The organism is Acinetobacter sp. YH12041 (assembly GCF_013419975.1).
Lineage (GTDB): Bacteria > Pseudomonadota > Gammaproteobacteria > Pseudomonadales > Moraxellaceae > Acinetobacter.
Genome location: NZ_VOZC01000006.1, coordinates 1 through 15,429 on the forward strand (window position 1 = coordinate 1; position 15,429 = coordinate 15,429).

Annotated in this window: 14 protein-coding genes, 5 tRNA genes and 2 pseudogenes; 13 read left to right on the forward strand and 8 right to left on the reverse strand. The window is 43.0% G+C overall.

All coding sequences use genetic code 11. The features are described 5' to 3' along the window. Nucleotides 1-247: pseudogene (locus FTU00_RS06450) on the forward strand (IS982 family transposase); the annotation flags it as partial. An 84-nt stretch (nucleotides 248-331) separates the two neighbouring features. On the opposite strand, the gene ruvX reads toward FTU00_RS06450, so the two are convergent. The 4 genes and pseudogenes from ruvX to recN form a co-directional block, all read right to left on the reverse strand. Further along, a complete protein-coding gene (gene ruvX, locus FTU00_RS06455) occupies nucleotides 332-775 on the reverse strand; it encodes a Holliday junction resolvase RuvX (protein ID WP_034705889.1) in 444 nt (147 codons plus the stop codon). Further along, nucleotides 768-1,322 carry a YqgE/AlgH family protein gene (locus FTU00_RS06460; protein ID WP_004787233.1) on the reverse strand — a complete coding sequence of 185 codons (555 nt, stop codon included), beginning with the start codon at nucleotides 1,320-1,322 and terminating at the stop codon, nucleotides 768-770. The genes ruvX and FTU00_RS06460 overlap by 8 nt, the downstream gene beginning before the upstream one ends. Before the next feature lie 415 nt (nucleotides 1,323-1,737). Next, a pseudogene (locus FTU00_RS06465) lies at nucleotides 1,738-2,034 on the reverse strand (IS982 family transposase); the annotation flags it as partial. A 217-nt stretch (nucleotides 2,035-2,251) separates the two neighbouring features. Continuing rightward, nucleotides 2,252-3,913: a DNA repair protein RecN gene (gene recN / locus FTU00_RS06470; protein WP_180002783.1), complete on the reverse strand. Its 1,662-nt coding sequence runs from the start codon at nucleotides 3,911-3,913 to the stop codon at nucleotides 2,252-2,254. A 437-nt stretch (nucleotides 3,914-4,350) separates the two neighbouring features. Between recN and FTU00_RS06475 the strand changes: the two genes are divergently transcribed. The 3 genes from FTU00_RS06475 (at nucleotide 4,351) to FTU00_RS06485 (ending at nucleotide 6,527) form a co-directional block, all read left to right on the forward strand. Further along, on the forward strand, nucleotides 4,351-4,674 hold the full coding sequence (locus FTU00_RS06475; protein WP_004787221.1) for a pyrimidine/purine nucleoside phosphorylase: 324 nt from the start codon (nucleotides 4,351-4,353) through the stop codon (nucleotides 4,672-4,674). Nucleotides 4,675-4,816: 142 nt separating this feature from the next. Then, nucleotides 4,817-5,566 carry a 23S rRNA (guanosine(2251)-2'-O)-methyltransferase RlmB gene (gene rlmB / locus FTU00_RS06480; RefSeq protein ID WP_005233526.1) on the forward strand — a complete coding sequence of 250 codons (750 nt, stop codon included), beginning with the start codon at nucleotides 4,817-4,819 and terminating at the stop codon, nucleotides 5,564-5,566. Nucleotides 5,567-5,609: 43 nt separating this feature from the next. Continuing rightward, entirely contained in the window at nucleotides 5,610-6,527 is a 918-nt protein-coding gene (locus tag FTU00_RS06485; RefSeq protein ID WP_180179368.1) for a DMT family transporter, read from the forward strand. Nucleotides 6,528-6,565: 38 nt separating this feature from the next. Here the strand turns inward: FTU00_RS06485 and coaE are convergent, their stop codons facing one another. From coaE to pilB, 4 genes are read right to left on the reverse strand one after another with little or no spacing between them, the layout of a single operon-like run. Then, nucleotides 6,566-7,171, reverse strand: coding sequence for a dephospho-CoA kinase (gene coaE, locus FTU00_RS06490; protein WP_180179369.1), 606 nt, complete (start codon nucleotides 7,169-7,171; stop codon nucleotides 6,566-6,568). Nucleotide 7,172: 1 nt separating this feature from the next. After that, nucleotides 7,173-8,033, reverse strand: coding sequence for an A24 family peptidase (locus FTU00_RS06495; RefSeq protein WP_180179370.1), 861 nt, complete (start codon nucleotides 8,031-8,033; stop codon nucleotides 7,173-7,175). After that, nucleotides 8,033-9,262, reverse strand: a complete 1,230-nt coding sequence (locus tag FTU00_RS06500) for a type II secretion system F family protein (protein ID WP_180179371.1) — start codon at nucleotides 9,260-9,262, stop codon at nucleotides 8,033-8,035. Before FTU00_RS06500 ends, FTU00_RS06495 begins: the two co-directional genes overlap by 1 nt. Before the next feature lie 30 nt (nucleotides 9,263-9,292). Further along, nucleotides 9,293-11,002 (reverse strand): type IV-A pilus assembly ATPase PilB, encoded by a 1,710-nt coding sequence (gene pilB / locus FTU00_RS06505; protein WP_180179372.1) that lies wholly within the window; start codon nucleotides 11,000-11,002, stop codon nucleotides 9,293-9,295. A 278-nt stretch (nucleotides 11,003-11,280) separates the two neighbouring features. Between pilB and tpiA the strand changes: the two genes are divergently transcribed. From tpiA to nusA, 9 genes are all read left to right on the forward strand, one after another. Next, nucleotides 11,281-12,072 (forward strand): triose-phosphate isomerase, encoded by a 792-nt coding sequence (gene tpiA / locus FTU00_RS06510; protein WP_180033709.1) that lies wholly within the window; start codon nucleotides 11,281-11,283, stop codon nucleotides 12,070-12,072. 13 nt (nucleotides 12,073-12,085) lie between these two features. After that, complete coding sequence (secG, locus tag FTU00_RS06515; RefSeq protein WP_159122712.1) at nucleotides 12,086-12,415, forward strand: preprotein translocase subunit SecG; 330 nt, start codon at nucleotides 12,086-12,088, stop codon at nucleotides 12,413-12,415. Nucleotides 12,416-12,468: 53 nt separating this feature from the next. Further along, nucleotides 12,469-12,553 (forward strand) — tRNA-Leu (locus FTU00_RS06520). 53 nt (nucleotides 12,554-12,606) lie between these two features. Beyond that, nucleotides 12,607-12,683: transfer RNA gene (locus FTU00_RS06525), tRNA-Met, on the forward strand. A gap of 81 nt (nucleotides 12,684-12,764) precedes the next feature. Continuing rightward, nucleotides 12,765-12,841 (forward strand) — tRNA-Met (locus tag FTU00_RS06530). Nucleotides 12,842-12,912: 71 nt separating this feature from the next. Further along, nucleotides 12,913-12,989, forward strand: a tRNA-Met gene (locus FTU00_RS06535). A gap of 88 nt (nucleotides 12,990-13,077) precedes the next feature. After that, nucleotides 13,078-13,154, forward strand: a tRNA-Met gene (locus FTU00_RS06540). A 224-nt stretch (nucleotides 13,155-13,378) separates the two neighbouring features. Continuing rightward, nucleotides 13,379-13,903, forward strand: a complete 525-nt coding sequence (gene rimP / locus FTU00_RS06545; protein ID WP_179992192.1) for a ribosome maturation factor RimP — start codon at nucleotides 13,379-13,381, stop codon at nucleotides 13,901-13,903. 35 nt (nucleotides 13,904-13,938) lie between these two features. Beyond that, nucleotides 13,939-15,423: a transcription termination factor NusA gene (gene nusA, locus FTU00_RS06550; protein ID WP_004787201.1), complete on the forward strand. Its 1,485-nt coding sequence runs from the start codon at nucleotides 13,939-13,941 to the stop codon at nucleotides 15,421-15,423. The last annotated feature ends 6 nt before the right edge of the window (nucleotides 15,424-15,429 follow it).

The following is a 15,429-nucleotide window of genomic DNA, read 5'->3' on the forward strand; positions in this document are numbered from 1 at the left end:
TGATTTAATTACCTATCATCGAAAAAATATGCAGGCTATACAACTTTCTGAGTCAGATAAATATCACTTAAAACAGCGCAATAAGATAGAGACTTTATTCAGTTTATTGAAAGGTCAGTACAATTTAGTGACAAGCAAAGCACGTAGTGTTCATGGATTTCTAGGAGGGATTTACGCGTCCTTGTGTGCATATCAACTGATCCATAAAAATAAGCCAACAATTCAAATTATGAAGTCATCGGCTTAAGCAGGATTCGGGTTAAAAAAGAGATTCTTTAATTCAAAAAAAATAGCATCTCGAAAGATGCTATTACTGATATTTAAAAGAAAGTTAAGGTTGCAGTCCAGCCGGATGCCGATACCAGCTTTCAATCAAGAGGGCAGCAGCAATACTATCCGCAGACAATTTTTTGCCACGACCTTGTGCCTGATAATGATCTAGTTCATCCCGTGCTTCACGAGTGGTCAGGCGTTCATCCACCATCAAGGTTTCAATATTGGTCTGATGACGTAAACGGCGGGCAAATTTACGTGCCCGTGTCGACAGTTCAGATTCACTATCATCCATATTCAGTGGCAGTCCCACTAAAAATAAGCCTGGCTGATGGCTTTTTACGATTTTCAGTAACTCATCCCAGTTCGGGATCCCATCTTTCATGGGGAATAAAGGGAGGGGATTGGCACTTTCAATCAGGGATTGGCCGACTGCCATTCCCATTTTCTGTGTACCAAAATCAAACGCCATAATAGTGTTTGGCGCGTTTACATCAGGCATGTCCAATCTCGGAAGATAACCAGGTTCGGTCTACGCCCATTTTTTTATAGGCAGCATCCCAGCGGTCGTTATAAGGTAAGTTAAAAATCAGGTCCATATCGGATTCACAGATTAGCCAGTCACCCCGGGCAATCTCTTCTTCAAGCTGATGTTTGCCCCAGCTCGCATAACCCAATGCGATCTGATAGCGGCCTACACCTTCATTATGCGCAATCGCATCCAGAATATCTTTAGATGTGGTAATACAAACATTTTCACCCACAGCAATAGAGGAATGCCAGGTCGGCTGACCGGTATGCAGAACAAAACCAGCCTCAGGTCGCAAAGGTCCACCTTGCAACACTTCATGGGGATTGACATTATCCGCCTCAATATCCAGATCATTCAGCAATTCTTTAATTTGAATACCAGCAGGGCGGTTAATAATGATCCCTTGAGCACCATCTTCATCATGACGGGCCAAATAAATGACCGTATGCGCAAAAAAATCGTCACTTGCATGGGGTGGCGCAATCAGACAACGATGAGTCAGATATTGTTTAGTCACCTGAGCGGCTCTCCAAAAGTCTATATCGTTTGTGATCGTGGTAGATGATTTATCAGGGCAAAAGACTGGATTTTCAATTTGCAAATTGTCTATTCCTTTATTTACTTATCCCACAAAAATGTATCACTGACAACTTAGCTTTGTAGATACTGGGTATAAAAAAACTACAAATAGGTATTTTTTTTATTTTTTCAATAAATCAATAAAATTAGTTTTATTTTATTGAATGGTAAATTCTCGGGCTTATTTATTATCGACTAAGAATATAAAATAAATTTAAGAAGGAATAAGTTTATATATTTTTAATTGTTTAATAATCAAACTAAATAATTAAATAACCCGAATCCTGCTTAAGCCGATGACTTCATAATTTGAATTGTTGGCTTATTTTTATGGATCAGTTGATATGCACACAATGTAAAGCGTGTAGAGCTAATTGATGTCTATTAATCAGATGAATCATCCGTTGGTAACAGGGTAAGCTTTTAAATAAATGATTTTTATCCTGTTTCAACCATGTGAAAAATGCTTTGAAATTAGTGAAATGAGAACATTTATACCAGATCGCGATAAAAGTGATTTCTGAGATACTCAAGTGAGCGGTTCGGACTCTGGAGAAACGACGACTTTGTTTAAGGAAATTCCAGTAGGTTGCTTCAAATTTAAGAAAGAAATCATCAATTACGCAAAATAATTCGGTACTATTAAACATCGGGACTAGAGTTTTAAGTTTTGTGTGGTAACTCAACTGATGGCTCTAGTCCTCTTATTTTTTAAGTCAATTTTTTATCCGCGATTCGAGTTAAATAGAAGAAAATATTAAATTTTATATTTAAAGCGGAGTGCTTTATTTTTTATAAGTTGTTTTAAACTAAAAGCTGTTCATAAAAAAATCCCTGCAATAGTCAGGGATTTTTATTAAGCATGATTTATGCTTGCTGAAACTTTAACTGTCTTAACTGACGTGCATGCTGCAAGGTGGTTTCATTAATTTCCACGCCACCCGTCATACGTGCAAGTTCCTGTACAATTTCACTTTCTTCCAAATTAATAATGGTACTGCTGGCCGGATCAGTCTGGCGTTTTTTCACTAATAAATGCTGGTCGGACTGTGCAGCCACCTGCGCCTGATGGGTAATACAAAGAATTTGTACATGCTGTGCCAGATCAGCCAATAAGCGACCCACGATTTCCGCAGTTCCGCCACTGATCCCGACGTCGATTTCATCAAAGACCAATACTTCAGCTTCGGTTTTTTCTGCATTCATCACCTGCATCACCAAGGCGATACGGGATAATTCACCGCCTGAAGCCACGCGTGCCAGAGGTTGTGCTGGTATGCCCTTGTTGGCAGTAAACAGAAGCTGAATAAAACTCAAACCTTCACTTGATGGATGTTCCAAAGGCTCAAATTTAAATTCAAAATGCGCTTCAGGTAGGGCAAGCTGTTTCACCTGTTCGGTCAGTTTTTTCGCCAGCGGTTCGGCTGCATCACGGCGAATCTGGTCCAGATGTTGAGCTTTGCTTAGAAACTCCTGATAAGAGACCTCGACCTGTTCAGCCAGAGTTTCTGGGTCTTCTAGCTGATGCAATTGTTCAAGTTCAGTCTGCCAGGCCTCATATTCTTCTTTCAGCAATTCTGGCTGGGTGCGGTATTTGCGTGCTAAACGGTGAAATACTTCCAGTTTGGAATTCAGTTCTTCCATACGCTCTGGATCAAAGCTTTGCCGATCCATAAACTGGCGTAAGGTCGCCGTCGCATCTTCGAGTTCGCTTTGGGCATTCAGTAAAGAGGTATAAATCTGGGAAAGCTGCTCGCTACGACCGGCATGCGATTCCATACGGCGTAAAATTGAAGCCAGTTCCTGCGAAATATTCTGTTCACCTTCATCCAGGCCATTCAGGCTATAGACACAATCCTGCATGATGGCTTCATGATGTGAAAGGCGGTCAAATTCCTGCTCAATTTCCTGATAATCCGTCTGGACGACTTCTTCCAGTTCTTCAAGTTGCAGCTCCAGAGTTTCCATACGTTGCTTACGGGTTGCTTGTGCATCCAGCGCGGCCTGATGCTGGCGAATATTTTTATGCCAGGTGCTATAAGCGTCACGTACTTCCTGAGCTGGTGCATAAAAATTGCTATAGCGATCCAGCCAGTGTTTGGGATAAGGTGGTTCTAGAAGTTGCTGCTGACTATGCTGGCTATAAAGCTGAACCAGTAGTCGGCCAATTTCTTTCAGTTCAGACAGACTACTGGGACGACCATTGATCCAGGCCTTACTGCGGCCAGTGGCAAAGATCACCCGGCGTAAATGAATCTCCCCCGACTCATCATCCAGTTCATGCTCTTTTAACCAGCTCGCTTCAGGGCTGTCTTCCTGATAACTAAAGGTTGCTGTTACATCCGCTTTTTCGGTGCCATAACGCACATAATTGGTATCGGTTCGCTCCCCCAGACAGGCAGACAGAGCATCCAGTAACAGGGATTTACCTGCACCGGTTTCACCAGTAAGAACGTTAAAACCTTTATCAATATCAATAGCAAGATGCTCGGCCAAAGCAAAATTGATCAGAGTTAAATGTGTCAGCATAAACGCATCCGGGCTGCGAAAAGTTTGAATGAAATAGCATGTCAGTTGCTTCAGTCTAGCAACGCGGCTGTTATTATAAATCAGGATAAATCGATTTCATTCTATCTTAAATTTCAGGGATTAATACACGCTTATTTGAATGTTGTGTCACAGGAACCAAGATCAGGCCACTGAAGTTGCAAAAGATATTTTCATTTTTCTGACATGCTTGAAAGTTAAATTAAATCAGGTCGGAATATATTTTGCTTATAAATGACGGGAAAAATCACGGCATTTTCCAGGATCTGCCGAAATCACTTAAACAGGCTCAAATCAAGGCAAGCAGGGGGCACCAATAATTTCATTCAAGTCCGATAAACTTCGATTGATTAGTTGCGGGTGCACATTTAAACTACAGCAATCAAAATATTACAAAATGCTTTATCTGGAGAAATGGCATGTCAGCTCAGTTTGATCATGTATCAGTACTTAAAAAATCGAATGTGTATTTTGGCGGGTTATGCATTAGCCATGTGGTGCAATTTGAAGATGGCACTAAAAAAACCTTAGGGGTAATTTTACCTTCAGAAAATGCATTAACTTTTGAAACACATGTGCCTGAGCGTATGGAAATCATCTCAGGTGAATGCCGTGTGCAAATCGCTGACAGCGAAGAAAAAGAACTGTTCCGTGCTGGTCAGTCGTTCTATGTGCCAGGCAATAGCCGTTTCAAAATCGAAACTGATGATGTGCTGGACTATGTTTGCCATTTTGAAGGCTAAACAGACCTACAGATGAGCTGTAACCGATCAAGAAATTTTGTTCTGAATCGGTTAAACTAAGCTTAATACAGAATCCTGTGAAGTTGGCTTTGCAGGATTTTTCTTTTGCTGCCTATTTCCCAATTTATTTTCGAGGTCGTTCATGGCTAAACCTGAGTATTATTATGGCGTCCATTCAGTAGAATCACTGCTGGAGCTTGAGCCTGAACGTGTCTTGACTCTTTTTACCCTGAAAGGCCGTGATGATCAGCGCCTGAAACGTGTGCTGGAATTGGCTGAGCCTTTTGGCATTAGTGTCCAGCAGGCTAGTCGTGACAAGCTGGAAAAACTGGCTGGTTTGCCTTTTCACCAAGGCGTTGTAGCGGCAGTTCGCCCGCATCCAACCTTAAATGAAAAGGATCTGGAAGATCTATTGAAACAAGATTCTCAAGTACTTCTATTAGCACTCGATCAGGTAACTGATCCACATAACCTGGGTGCTTGTATTCGTACTGCCGCAGCGATGGGTGTAGCGGCTGTGATTGTACCGCGTGACCGTTCAGCAAGCCTGACGCCGACTGCACGTAAAGTGGCAGCAGGTGGTGCAGAAAAAGTGAAGTTTATTCAGGTGACCAATCTGGCGCGTACTTTGGGTCAAATCAAAGATGAATTTAATGTACGTGTGGTTGGTACGATGCTGGATGAAAAAGCTTTACCTATCCAGAAATTTGATTTTACTGGTACAGGTGTATGCGTGGTGATGGGTGCGGAAGATACCGGTTTGCGTCCAATTACCCAAAGCCAATGTGACCAGACGGTTTATATTCCGATGGCAGGAAATCTGCAAAGTCTGAATGTGAGCGTGGCAACAGGGATGGCTCTTTATGAAGCCTGTCGTCAGCGTCAAGCTTAAGTCCTTTTTATTATTTACCTAAATACTGTTAAAGAAGAAGTCTATGTCTCCCCGAACGCAAGGTTATGCCTTTGTCTTAATTACCATGTGTATTTGGGGAGGTTTTACCTTAAGCACGCGCTTAAGTGCCCAGTGGGGGATTAGTGCCTGGGATCTGGTGGGATTACGTTTTCTATTGGCTTTTCTGATTCTGATGCCAGTCCTGATTTATAAAAAGGACACAGCCTTTTTGTGGAGTAAGGAATCCTTTCTCTTAGCCATGATTGGCGGGGTAGGGTATTGCCTGACTGCTTATACTGCTTTCCATTATGCACCTGCAGCTCATGCTGCCGTATTTCTAAATGGCTGTATTCCACTTTGTACCGCAGTGGCTGCTTTTGTGTTATTTAAACAGGGGTTTGACCGACATACCTGGATCAGTATGGTGATTATGCTGCTTGCGATTGGCAGTATGAGTTGGCTGATGTTCCGAGAGTCCGGTGTGGCCTTGGGATTAGGCGATCTGCTATTTTTCATCAGTGCAATGTGGTGGGGTGTATTCACTGTACTGCTACGTCAATGGAAGCTATCTGCTTGGCATTCTATGGCCAGTGTAGCGATCTGGTCAGCCATCGTTTATGTGCCAATTTATCTGCTATTCTTCCCCAAACATCTGGATGCTGCTGAACCTTGGCAAATGGCTTCCCAGGTACTCTTTCACGGTGTTTTTGTGGTGATTGTAGCGACACTAACTTATGTGGAAGCGATTAAGCGTTTAGGTGCATTTAAAGCGGGTAGTATCGTGACTCTCGCACCATTTATTGCTGCCATACTGGCTGTGCCGCTTCTAGATGAACGTCTAAGTCTCGCGATTGTCTCTGGTTTAGTAGGTATGGCAATTGGTGCCATACAGCCTTGGCGTTGGTTGATGCATCAAGATAGCTTGAGTCAAAAACTGGAAGAACAAAAAAAGCAGTCCTAACAAGGCTGCTTTTTATTTTAGTTTTAAATAGGTTTGGATTAATTATTTTGAGCAGCCATTTGAAGATATTTTTCATGTAATGGCGTGAGATGGGCATAAAGATGTTCCAGCTCACCATCATTCAGTACAATATCATTAGCCATAGCACACTTTTGTTCACGTGGCATTTGTGCGGCAATGATCTTCTGAATTTGCTCCATATTTTGTCCATCACGCTGTGAAGCCCGTTGAATTTGCAGTTCAATAGCAGCATCAATTAATAACGTATGTTGTGTCAGTTCATGCTGATTTGTTTCAAACAATAAAGGAGAAACTAAAATCGCATAAGGACTTTGTGCTGCATGCAACTGTTGAATAATTGAAGTGCGAATAGCAGGGTGAGTGATATTTTCCAGCGTTTTGCGTGCTTCTGGAGACTGGAAAATATGTTCACGTAAAGCACGGCGATTCAATGAACCATCCTCAAGCAAAACCCAATCGCCGAAAGCTTGCTGAATCTGCTGTAGGGCTGGTTGACCGATATCAACGACTTCACGGGCGACAATATCCGCATCTACGACAGCAATCCCTTGAGCTTCAAACCATTGGCTGGCAGCAGACTTGCCACTACCAATTCCACCAGTTAAACCGAGTACAAATTTCACTTTACTGACCTAAATAGATTTTCATGATCTGCTCACCCCATAAAAAGGCAATCCAGCCGGCAATGGCAATATAAGGGCCAAAGGCAAAGGGCTGATTTTCTTTACGGACTTTAAGCAGAATAATCCCAATAATCGCGCCCACCAATGATGACAATAATACAATGAGTGGTAGGAGCATAGGCCCCATCCAGGCACCTAAGGCAGCTAGTAATTTGAAATCTCCATAGCCCATACCTTCCTTGCCAGTCACCAGCTTAAACAGATAGTACACCACCCACAAGCATAAGAATCCAATGATATAGCCCCAGATGGCAGAATCAGGGGTAGTATAAATCGCATAACTATTAATGCCCAGGCCGAGTGCAGCCAGCGGCAGGGTATAGCGATCGGGTAATAACTGGGTATCGAAATCAATAAAGGTGAGGGCAATCAGGATATAGGTAAAAACCAGCCCAAACAGCATCTGTACTGTAGGTCCAAATATTGCCAGCACTATCAGTGCACAAGCAGCTGTGAGAAGTTCAATAAATGGATAGCGGATACTGATTGGATTCTGACAGTTACCACATTTACCACGTAATAAGATCCAGCTAATCACCGGAATGTTCTGATACCAGCGAATAGGAGTCTGACATTTCGGGCAGGTGGAAACTGGTTTGCTTAAAGTAATTTTGTTCTCATCAATGATGGGCTGGTCTGGATGCAAAAACAGCTGGCAATCTGTACGCCATTCCTGTTCCATCATTTTAGGGGTACGGTAAATGACAACGTTTAAAAAGCTACCAATACAAAGACTAAAAAGCCCAACTGCGAGATAAAGCGCAGTTGGGTTTTGACTGAAATATGAAATAAAATCTTGCATTAAACCACGGAGCCCATTTGGAAGATTGGAAGATACATGGCCACCACCAGGCCGCCGACAAGGACACCGAGAATTGCCATAATCAAGGGTTCCATCATCGAGGTTAAACCGTCGACCGCATTGTCGACTTCGTTTTCATAATGGGTTGCAACTTTATCCAGCATGGCATCCAATGCACCAGATTCTTCACCAATTGCGACCATCTGTACGGCCATAGAAGGGAATTTATCGGTGACACGCATGGCAAATTGAAGCTGTTGACCGGTTGCTACGTCTTCCTTGATTCTTAATACTGCCTCTTCATAGACTACGTTATTGGTCGCACCAGCAGTCGATTCAAGCGCATCAATTAATGGCACACCGGCAGCAAAAGTGGTGGCGAGAGTGCGGCTATAACGAGCAATAATCGCTTTATAGACCAGGTCACCAAAGATGGGGGCTTTGAGTGCGGCTTTATCAAGCAAATCACGGAATTTTTTACTACGTTTTTTTGCTTCAAGAAAGGCCGTAATCACAACACCAATCCCGAGAATTAACAGAAACCAGTATGCCTGCATCCAGTTAGACATATTTACGACCATTTGGGTAAATGCAGGTAAGTCAGCACCAAATGAAGAGAATAAGTCCTGGAATACAGGGACTACTTTCACCATCAGAATAATTGTTACGATCACAGCTACTACAATTACTGTAGCTGGATATTTCATGGCTTTTTTAATTTTTTGCTTTAAAAGCTCACTTTTTTCTTTATAAATCGCGACACGATCCAGCATGGTTTCCAGAGCACCAGATTGCTCGCCAGATTCGACCAAAGAGCAGAATAGATTATCGAAATATTGTGGGTATTTTCGTAATGCTCCCGCAAAAGTATTTCCCCCTTCAACTTCGCCTTTAATTCCAAGCACAACCTCGCGCATAGATGGATTTTCTAAACCTTCTGCAACAATTTCAAAGCCTTGTACTAAAGGCACCCCGGCTTTCATCATGGTGGCTAACTGACGGGTGAAGATGGTGATATCCAGCGTGGAAACTTTTTTCTTCATCAAACCTTCGAGAATATTTTTTTTCTTTTCCCGGATGGTTTTGATCGTAATGCCTTGTTTGCGCAAGTTCACTTTTGCCAAGGCCATATTTCGTGCCGGCAATTCCCCCTTGATCTTGGCGCCTTTGCGATCAACCCCTTCATAACTGAAGATCGGTGTCATCTGGCCTTTTTTTACTGCTGCCATAGCTTTATCCTTATTTTATATTCAGCACGATCATTCGCTGGTTACACGATTGACTTCCTGTAAAGAAGTCACCCCCTGCATAACCTTCACTAACCCTGATCGGCGTAAATTGTTAAATCCTGCACGTGCGGAAGCTTCAGCAATTTCAATGGCATTGCCATCTTCCATAATAATTCTTGAAATCTCAGGTGTTACCTTCATAACTTCATAAATACCGACCCGGCCCTTATAACCTTCACGACATTCATTACAGCCGACTGGCTCATAAATCTGAAATTCAGGGCTTTGTAAATCTGCTTCGGTAAAGCCCATCTCCAGTAAGCTTTGCTTTGGAATGTCAGCCGGTTTTTTACATTGTGAACACAAGCGACGGGCCAGACGCTGCGCAATCACCAGATTGACTGAAGTCGCGATATTGAAAGAAGGTACGCCCATATTACGTAAACGGGTCAAAGTTTCCGGAGCACTGTTGGTGTGCAGAGTTGACATCACCATATGACCTGTTTGCGCTGCTTTGATTGCAATTTCAGCTGTTTCCAGATCACGGATCTCACCGACCATGACAATATCAGGATCCTGACGCAGAAAGGATTTTAAAGCAGCTGCAAACGTCAGGCCAACTTTATTATTGACGTTCACCTGATTAATCCCTTGCAGGTTAATCTCGACTGGGTCTTCCGCAGTAGAAATATTGGTATCTTCACGGTTTAAAATGTTTAAGCCCGTATAAAGCGATACGGTTTTACCGGAACCAGTAGGACCGGTAATCAGTAACATCCCTTGCGGTTTATCTAAGGCTTCCATGAATAACTCTTTCTGCTCAGGTTCATAACCTAAAGCATCAATTCCCAGCATGGCACTAGACGGATCTAAAATACGTAGAACCAGTTTTTCGCCAAACAGGGTAGGGAGCGAGTTAACACGGAAGTCGATGGCTTTGTTTTTTGAGAGCTTTAATTTAATACGGCCGTCTTGAGGCACGCGTTTCTCAGAAATGTCCATCTGCGACATGACTTTCAAACGCGACGCCAAACGGTTTGCCAGTTGTAGGGGCGGGGTTGCAATCTGACGTAAAACCCCATCGACACGATAGCGCACCCGATACATTTTTTCATAAGGTTCAAAATGGAGATCCGAAGCGCCCATACGAATAGCATCAATCAGTAACTTATTAATATATTTAACAATAGGGGCTTCTTCACCCTTGTCTTTTTCGTCTTCTTCTTGAGTCGGATCGGCTGTATCGACATTTACATCCAGATCGAAATCATCATCAAAATCGAAAGTACTTTCTTCAGTAAAGTTTTGCTCAATCAGTTTTTCAAGTTTATTGTGTTCAACAATAACAGTTTCGATATTCAGTTTAGTCGCAAAGCGGATGGCATCCGTTGCTTCGATATTGGTTGGATTGCTCGTGGCAATATACAGAACATTGGAGTTCTTATAAATTGGCAGAATACGATGCTTGGTAATCAGCTTTTCATCAATATCTTCACGCAGGATTTGTCCCGGATCATAAGCACCAATATCAAATAGAGGCTCACCAAATTCTACTGAGATCGTTTCAGCAATGGTAGTAGGGGAAAGATTATGATGACTGACCAAATAGGCCACGATATCTGTTTTTTCCTGTTTGGCATTGGCTAAAGCAGTCCGCATATCTTCAGCTGATAATACCCCTTCATCGACCAGGCGACGAATAAACCCCGTAAATCTTGGTGACCCCTGCAATGCTGTCATGCTTCAAATGCCTATCAATTCAATTTTTTTAATTTGCTATTCTAAAATTATACGTTTGTTATACAAAAATACCATAGCTGAGAATGCTGCAATCTTCGTGATATTCAGTAAAAGCTTGAACTGGTCGGAAGAACCGGGCATTTTTTTCAGTGATAACAAAAAATAACCATTTTGAATAGTCTAAACTGAGAAATAGGATGAATAAAACTATTCTTTAAATTTTACAATTCCGTGTAGAATGTGCCCAATTCAAGATATGTCAGTGAAATAGGTTATTTATGTCGGTTTCGACGATTACCCCTTGGGTGGTGGGCAACTGGAAAATGAATCCAATGCAGGCAGATGCCCAAGCTTTGGTTCAGAATTTAAAAGACTTGCTTGAGTCTGCACCAGTTTCAACAGAGAAATGTCATTTGGGTGTGGCGCCGACAACCCTTGCCTTAACTCAAATTCAAACTGCATTTGCTTCAGCTAATCGTCCTGTATATACCGTAGCACAAGATGTATCACGTATTTCAGGGACAGGCGCTTATACTGGGGAAGTGAGTGCTGAATTATTGGCTGATAGCCAGATTCACTATGTATTGATTGGGCACTCTGAACGTCGTGAAATTTTTGCTGAAAGTTCACAGATTTTAAATACTAAAATCAAGAATGCCTTAAATGCCGGTTTAACCGTAATTTACTGTGTGGGCGAAAGTCTGGAACAGCGTGAAGCAGGGCAGGCAGAAGCGGTGGTTCTCCAACAGATTTGCGATATCGCGACTGTGGTAGAAGATGAACAGTGGAAAAATATTGTGATTGCTTATGAGCCAATCTGGGCCATTGGTACCGGTAAAACAGCTTCTCCAGAAGATGCGCAGGCCATGCATGCCCAGATCCGTCAGGGTTTGAGCCAGATTACAGGTTATGCTGCGACTATGGCAATCTTATATGGTGGTAGTGTAAAACCGGAAAATGCAGTAGAGTTAGCAGCCTGCCCTGACATTAACGGGGCATTGGTGGGTGGTGCATCACTCAATGCTGAGTCGTTCCATCAAATTGCTCAAGCATTTGCAAATACACAATAATTAGGAGTTCAGCATGCAAACTTTTGTGCTGGTAGTACATATTATCTTAGCGATTTTGATGATTGTCTTGATTTTAGTTCAGCATGGTAAAGGTGCGGATGCAGGTGCATCATTTGGCGGCGGCGGTGCGGCAACGATCTTTGGTGCCTCAGGTTCGGGTAATTTCATGACCCGTTTGACGGCAGTTTTTACCGCATTGTTCTTTGTGACCAGTATTACTTTGGCGATTCTTGCCAAGAAACAAACCACGAATGCGTACAGTTTATCGTCAATTCAATCAGCACCAACTGCGCCTGCGCAACCGGTTGAAACTTCACCAACTGCACCACAAACGACCGAATAATTTTAATTAAACCTTTCTTTTTTTCAGTGATGCGACTAGAATGCGTCACAGCTGCGGTGGTGGTGGAATTGGTAGACACGCTACCTTGAGGTGGTAGTGCTTTCGGGCGTGGGGGTTCAAGTCCCCCCTTCCGCACCAACTTATAATCCAGAATATAAGTTGGTGTATGCAGCTAAAAAAACTTCTGTTGATGCGGGATGGAGCAGTCTGGTAGCTCGTCGGGCTCATAACCCGAAGGTCGTTGGTTCAAATCCAGCTCCCGCTACCAATCAATCCTTTTTTAAAGACGCAAACTTTTAAAAGGCAGCTTAAATCTGATTTAAGTTGAGAAGAATTATTTGCATGTTGTTGCGGGGTGGAGCAGTCTGGTAGCTCGTCGGGCTCATAACCCGAAGGTCGTTGGTTCAAATCCAGCCCCCGCTACCAATCCTTTAAAGCTGCAAACTTTAAAGGCAGTTTAGTGTAAAATATTAAGCTGAATGTTATTTGTATGCTGATGCGGGATGGAGCAGTCTGGTAGCTCGTCGGGCTCATAACCCGAAGGTCGTTGGTTCAAATCCAGCTCCCGCTACCAATTTTTCAGTAACAGATAACAAATATGCAGAATGATGTGGTTGTGATTGAAAAGTTCGCATCTTTTGTATATAATTTTTGCACGTTGATGCGGGATGGAGCAGTCTGGTAGCTCGTCGGGCTCATAACCCGAAGGTCGTTGGTTCAAATCCAGCTCCCGCTACCAAGTTTCTTAAAAGAGGCTCACAACTATGGTGGGCCTTTTTGCACAGTGGGATTTGAAAAAAGTTCAAATTGTGCATTAATTGGGGCGATTTACGCCCTTTTTTATTGGCTATCGTGTAGTGTCGACAATATTTGGTCAAATCTCCATGTTTCACTACTACTATAGTTTGTATTGGTTTGTAGTGGTCAAATAGATCATAAAATCGCACCAGATGACGAGAGTAAATGAAGCTATCAAATAAAACTCAAGCACTTCAGGACTTGATTGCACCAGCAGTTGAAGCCTGTGATGTAAATCTGTGGGGGATTGAATTCCTGCCACAAGGCAAACGTTCATTATTACGGATCTATATCGACAAACCGGTCGATGAAAATGCAGCACCTGTTGTCAATGAAGATGGCGAAGAAGAGCAGGGTCGTGGTATTGGGGTTCAGGACTGTGTACGTGTCACACAGCAAGTCGGCGCGATCCTGGATGTACATGATCCAATCTCAGGTGAATATTCGCTTGAAGTGTCTTCACCAGGTTGGGATCGTCCATTCTTCCAGCTGGAGCAGATGGCTCATTATATCGGACAAACGGTTGCGCTGCGTTTGATCAGTGCCGTCGATAACCGTCGTAAATTCCAGGCAAAACTGGTTGCAGTCGACCTTGAAAATGAAATGATTCAAGTTGAAGTAGAAAAGCAACAGATTTTGGATATCGACAGTCACAATATCGATAAAGCAAACTTGGTCTATCAAGATTAATTCAATTAATAAGAATCTGAACGAATAGGTGACTTATGGCACGTGAAATTCTTACCGTCGTTGAAACGGTTAGTAACGAAAAAGGTGTAAGTCGTGAAGCAATTTTTGAAGCGCTAGAACAAGCTTTGGTTGCAGCGACTAAGAAGAAATTCTACGAGGGGACTCACTCGGAAGAAGCTCGTCTTCGTGTAGAAATTGACCGTAAAACTGGGGATTATCGTACTTTCCGTCAATGGGAAGTAGTGGCTGATGAAGATCATGAAATGCCTGCCTGTCAGGATGCGATCTCTGATGTTGATCCGGCACAATGGTCGATTGGCGATATCCGTGAACTGGAAGTAGAATCAATCGATTTCGGTCGTATTGCTGCCCAGATCGCGAAACAGGTGATTGTACAGAAGATCCGTGAAGCAGAACGTGCACTGGTTGCTGATGCTTATGAATCTAAAGTCGGTGAGCTGATCTATGGTGAAGTGAAAAAACAAACCAAAGATGGCTTTATCATTGACTTGGGTGACAACGCAGAAGCGTATCTGGCACGTGAAGAGATGATTCCGAAGGAAATCCTTCGTCCGAAACAACGCGTAAATGCGATTCTATATAGCGTTAACCGTGAAGGCCGTGGTGCACAATTATTGTTGTCACGTGCTAAACCGGAAATGCTGATTGCATTGATGAAAAAAGAAATTCCTGAAATTTCTGAAGAAATCATTGAAATTAAGGCCGCAGCTCGTCAACCGGGTGTTCGTGCTAAAATTGCAGTGAAAACCAACGACCACCGTATTGATCCGGTGGGTGCTTGTATTGGTATGCGTGGTACACGTATCCAGGCTGTACAGCAAGAGCTCAATGGCGAGCGTATTGATGTGGTAGTTTGGTCGGATGATCCTGCGCAATATATCGCAAGCGCATTAGAACCAGCAGATGTATCTAGTATTGTGATCGATGAAGATGCACGTACTGCAGACATCATTTTCGCGACTAGTGATCAGCTAGCTCGTGCAATTGGTTCACAAGGTCAAAACGTTCGTCTGGCATCTGAACTGACTGGCTATAAGCTGGACATGATGTTGGAAGAAGAGTACTACGCACGTCAGCAAAGCGAAGCACAAAAATACCTGGACATGTTTGTTACACGTCTGGATATTGCTGAAGATTTGGCGATGGCGTTGGTAGAAATGGGCTTCACCTCGCTTGAAGAAATTGCTTACGTACCGCCAGAAACGTTTGATGAAATCGAACTGGATGCGGAACTGGTTGAACTACTGCAAAGCCGTGCGAAAGAAATTGCACTTGCTGATGCATTACAACAGCAAGAAAACGTACAAGCGCCAAGTGAAGAACTTGTTGCAATGGAAGGCATGACAGCAGAGATCGCGCAAGCTCTCGCAGCTCGTGGTGTGGTAACCGTAGATGACTTAGCTGACCAAGCGACTGATGATATCGAAGATATCGAAGGTCTCGGTGCTGAGAAGGCCGGTCAACTTATTATGAAAGCGCGCGAATCATGGTTTAACTAGGAGGTA